The following is a 3,984-nucleotide window of genomic DNA, read 5'->3' as shown; positions in this document are numbered from 1 at the left end:
CCCCACTCACACACCATTTTCCTGGCAAGATCCGTCGCCCGCTCAATGTCGTTTCCAGCGCCGGTCGTGATGTGATTGAGAATCAATTCTTCCGCGACACGGCCTCCCATCAAGATGGCCAAGTTGTTGTACAAGAACTCCTTGGAATAATTGTGCCGATCATCCGTCGGCAATTGCATAGTCACGCCCAACGCCCGTCCTCGCGGGATGATCGTAACCTTGTGAACAGGATCCGTCCCTGGAAGCAGCTTGGCCATCAAGGCATGCCCGGCTTCATGATACGCGGTGGTCCGCTTTTCCTCATCGCTGAGGATCATGCTCTTTCGCTCAGCCCCCATCAACACCTTGTCTTTGGCCATTTCGAAATCAACGGTCTCAACTTCCTTCTTGTTTTGCCGGGCCGCCCAAAGCGCCGCTTCGTTGACGAGATTTTCCAGGTCTGCACCAGAAAAACCAGGCGTCCCGCGCGCGATCTTCTCTAACTCAACATTGGTGGCTATCGGCACTTTCTTTGTATGGACCTTCAGAATTTCGGAACGTCCCTTCAAATCCGGCCGATTCACCACGACTTGACGATCGAACCGTCCTGGCCTGAGGAGAGCAGGATCAAGGACGTCAGGCCGATTTGTCGCGGCGATCAAAATGACACCTTCCGTCGTGTCGAACCCGTCCATTTCCACAAGCAACTGGTTGAGCGTCTGTTCGCGTTCATCATGCCCGCCGCCCAAGCCTGCGCCGCGCAGACGGCCGACCGCATCGATTTCATCGATAAATATGATACACGGCGCATGTTTTTTCCCTTGCTCGAAAAGGTCGCGAACGCGGGATGCGCCTACTCCTACGAACATTTCCACGAAATCTGAGCCGCTGATGCTGAAGAACGGCACGCCAGCCTCGCCGGCTATCGCTTTCGCCAGCAACGTCTTTCCGGTTCCAGGAGGCCCCACGATCAATACGCCCTTCGGAATGCGGCCACCGAGCTTCTGAAACTTACGAGGATCCTTCAAGAATTCAATGATCTCGAGCACTTCTTCTTTCGCTTCATCAATACCCGCCACATCGGAAAACGTTACTTTCTTTCTTTCTTCCGTCAGCATACGCGCCCGGCTCTTCCCGAATGACAGAGCCTTGTTGCCGCCGATCTGCATTTGACGCATGAGAAAGAACCAGAGCCCCAAGAACAACACGAAAGGCCCCCATGTCACGAGAAACGTGATGTACCAAGGGCTTTCATCAGGCGGCTTGGCCTCAATCTGCACTCCCTTTTCACGCAGGACTTTCACGAAATCCGGATATTCAGCCGTGTACGTCCTGATGCGAGTTTTATCCTTGAGGACAGCGCTAACGTGACTTGACTTGATGATGACTTTTTCGATCTCGCCCTTGTCTAGTTTTGTCATGAAATCGCTGAATATCACTTCCTCTTCGGGCGCATGCGTCGGCACACTGAACAAATTGAACAGCAAGATCATGAACAAACCGACCACGACCCAGAAGAGCAGATTCTTTGCCCTGGAATTCATCCAGTTCTCCTTGTAAGTGAGACTGCCAACTCTTGAGTAAATCCGCGAGCTTGAGTGATGTTAACACAGGAATCTTGACGGTGACAACCGCCTTCGCATTCTCTACTCCTGCTCCCCCTGCATGTCCAAGACGGCCAGGTAAGGCAAATTTCGATATTTCTGTTGATAATCAAGCCCATAACCTACGACATATTTATTGGGGATTTTGAACCCTACATAGTCGAGAGGAACGTCGACGGTCCGGCGTTCCGGCTTGCTGAGCAATGTACAAACCTTGATGGACCTCGGCTTTTCTTTTGCTAATTTCTTGATCAAGTATTGAACGGTTAGCCCGGAATCGACAATGTCTTCCACCAGCAAAACGTCTTTGCCTTTGATATCTTCGGTCAGATCCGTAACAATTTTGACTTTCCCTGAAGGCTTCGATCGTCCTGCATAACTGGTGACTATCAGGAAATCCACCCGCATAGGAATTCTGATCGCTCTGGCAAGATCCGCGTAAAAAGCATACGCTCCCTTCAGTACACCGACGAGCACAATATCCTTGCCCGCATAGTCTGTAGCAATCTGTTTACCGAGTTCCTTGATGCGAGCCCGCATCTCTTCTTGGGTGACGATCGGCCGCCCGAAAATTCGCTCCATCTACTTTGCGCCTCCCCTCCCTGTCGCTGATTTCACGCTCGCCATAAGGTACCGGGAGGTCATCCTTCCCGCGATGAACCGCTCATCCGCTCGTCGACCGACTACCCAGACAATTCCCTCCGGCGCTACCAATAGTGGAATCCGTGTCCGATCCCACCGACTCACTTTTGTATCAGTAAAGAAATCCTGCAGCTTCTTACTCTTGCCTTTCATTCCAGCAGGATAGAATCGATCGCCGGCTTGCCAACTCCTCACCGCAAGCGGTTCAGAGAACAGATTTGCGTCAAAGAGTGCGTAGTCGACCCCGCCGCTCTTTGATAGCTGTTTGGCTTCTGCATTTGTGACCTCTTGTACATGAATTTCCTGCTGGGTTCCAGACCAAAACACGGTTGACGGAATACTGACCGGCATCCCCTTCTTATTTCGAAGTGGCGTCACGGAACTTTTTTCTCTGGACCCGCTCGCACAGACTCGAATGACCGCGTCTTCTTCATGGGTAATTTCCAGCAGCTTAACCGACATGCTCGCCCCTTTCTTGGACCTCAGCATGAACCGCTGAACACTTTCAATGGTTCTGGCATTACAGGCACGCCTTTCTGGATCGGCTCGGCGGAGCATCATTCTGACGAGGCGCCGTCGGAGTGCAAGAGGTACGGCTAGAAAAGCCTGCTGGTCAAATCGCTCTCCGCCCGATGCATCCGGTTTCCTCATGGACGCATAAAGGCTTTCGACCACACCCTCAAGATACTGCTCATCTTCACGGAGAAGATCTGCCTGTCTGCGCAACAGATGCACGGCAGCCGGAGCAATGTGCTCCAAGACAGGCATGACCTCATGCCTGATACGATTGCGCCGAAAGCGAGCCGACTCATTGCTTGAATCCAGCCTGTACTGCAATCTTTCACGTTTGAGGTAGGTCAGCACCTCGGCCTTCGTTACCGCGAGCAGCGGGCGGACCACCATCTCTTCACGGATAAAGGGCATGCCGGAAAGCCCCCTGAGGCCTGCGCCACGCAACATCCACATCAAGACCGTTTCCGCCTGATCGTTTGCCGTATGGCCAACGACGATGCGATCGGCGTCAATCTCGTAGGCAATCGCTTTCATCGCGGCATAACGCGCATCACGAGCTAGGGCTTGAAGCGAAGATTGCCCTTTCTGTTTCAGCAAAACCGGACGACGAACTATCAACGGAATATTTTTTTGACGGCAAAGTCTTACCACGAAAGCTTCGTCGCTTTCGGATTCCTTGCCGCGTAATTGGTAGTTGAAGTGAACGGCGGTCAGCTTCAGCCGCCAGGAGGGGGCCAGCCTTGCCAACAACGACAGTAGTGCGACGGAATCAGGACCGCCGGAGACAGCGATGAGGAGATGGTGGCCAGGAACAAACAGCTGATGACGCCGGATAGTGTCCACAAATTGGGCGAGGATCGCCGTCTTGACCGCAAGTTCAGAGGGTTTGACTGCTGATCTTGTCTTCTTCATGGGAGCCGATATAAGCTGGTCTTCGCCTGTTCGATGTCACGTGCAATTTGAGCCGATAGTTCATCCGGCGATGCGAATGTGTGATCGCCTCGCAACCGCTCGAAGAATTCAACAAAAAGATCCCGCCCGTACAGATCACGCTCCTGATCTAACAGATTGACCTCAATCAACCGTTCACCAGCGCCGAAGGTCGGTCTCGTTCCAATATAGACAATCGCATCATACCGAATCTCCTCACAGGTCGCTCTCGCCGTATAAACTCCATCCGCGGGAATCACACGATCCGGCGGGATCGGAATATTCGCCGTTGGCCAGCCAAGCGATTGCCCTTGTT

4 protein-coding genes are annotated in these 3,984 nt (G+C 52.9%); all 4 read right to left on the bottom strand.

Annotation, left to right across the window (positions count from 1 at the left end; translation table 11 throughout):
* Window positions 1–1,523 (bottom strand): ATP-dependent zinc metalloprotease FtsH (ftsH, locus tag ACWVCN_RS05795; RefSeq protein ID WP_455244590.1); only part of this gene is annotated, 1,523 nt, incomplete at its 3' end.
* Window positions 1,524–1,625: 102 nt separating this feature from the next.
* Window positions 1,626–2,165, bottom strand: a complete 540-nt coding sequence (gene hpt / locus ACWVCN_RS05790) for a hypoxanthine phosphoribosyltransferase (protein WP_455244589.1) — start codon at window positions 2,163–2,165, stop codon at window positions 1,626–1,628.
* On the bottom strand, window positions 2,166–3,650 hold the full coding sequence (gene tilS, locus ACWVCN_RS05785) for a tRNA lysidine(34) synthetase TilS (protein WP_455244588.1): 1,485 nt from the start codon (window positions 3,648–3,650) through the stop codon (window positions 2,166–2,168).
* On the bottom strand, window positions 3,647–3,984 hold a 338-nt coding region (locus ACWVCN_RS05780; protein WP_455244587.1), incomplete at its 5' end, for a riboflavin kinase. The genes tilS and ACWVCN_RS05780, both read right to left, overlap by 4 nt.

This window comes from Petrachloros mirabilis (assembly GCF_975968855.1).
Note: the sequence above shows the minus strand (reverse complement) of the source record. Positions and strands in the feature narration are given on the sequence as shown.

Bases quoted from the DNA above. Each gene is read 5' to 3' on its own strand.
- tilS (WP_455244588.1), bottom strand. From the start codon at position 3,650: ATGAAGAAGACAAGATCAGCAGTCAAACCCTCTGAACTTGCGGTCAAG.
- hpt (WP_455244589.1), bottom strand. From the start codon at position 2,165: ATGGAGCGAATTTTCGGGCGGCCGATCGTCACCCAAGAAGAGATGCGG.